This window comes from Pseudomonas sp. PSPC2-3, from assembly GCF_049898265.1.
Taxonomy (GTDB): Bacteria; Pseudomonadota; Gammaproteobacteria; order Pseudomonadales; family Pseudomonadaceae; genus Aquipseudomonas; species Aquipseudomonas veronii.
Genome location: NZ_JAFCXJ010000028.1, coordinates 1 through 639 on the forward strand (window position 1 = coordinate 1; position 639 = coordinate 639).

Below are 639 nucleotides of genomic sequence, written 5' to 3' on the forward strand. Positions count from 1 at the left end.
CTTCCTCCCAACTTAAAGTGCTTTACAATCCGAAGACCTTCTTCACACACGCGGCATGGCTGGATCAGGCTTTCGCCCATTGTCCAATATTCCCCACTGCTGCCTCCCGTAGGAGTCTGGACCGTGTCTCAGTTCCAGTGTGACTGATCATCCTCTCAGACCAGTTACGGATCGTCGCCTTGGTGAGCCATTACCTCACCAACTAGCTAATCCGACCTAGGCTCATCTGATAGCGCAAGGCCCGAAGGTCCCCTGCTTTCTCCCGTAGGACGTATGCGGTATTAGCGTCCGTTTCCGAACGTTATCCCCCACTACCAGGCAGATTCCTAGGCATTACTCACCCGTCCGCCGCTCTCAAGAGAAGCAAGCTTCTCTCTACCGCTCGACTTGCATGTGTTAGGCCTGCCGCCAGCGTTCAATCTGAGCCATGATCAAACTCTTCAGTTCAAACATCTTTGGGTTTTTAAGAAACCCTAAACTTGGCTCAGCAATCGTTGGTTACATCTTTGATTTCTCGCGGAGTAACTTGTGATGCTGATAATCTTGTTGACTATCAGTCTGACTCCACAAGCACCCACACGAATTGCTTGATTCAGTTGTTAAAGAGCGGTTGGTTAAGATCTTTCGTCTCAACCGAGG

1 rRNA gene is annotated in these 639 nt (G+C 50.2%); it reads right to left on the reverse strand.

Annotated features, from left to right (window positions below):
• Positions 1-447, reverse strand: a 16S ribosomal RNA gene (locus tag ACP7E3_RS31850); the annotation flags it as partial.
• Positions 448-639 lie beyond the last annotated feature (192 nt).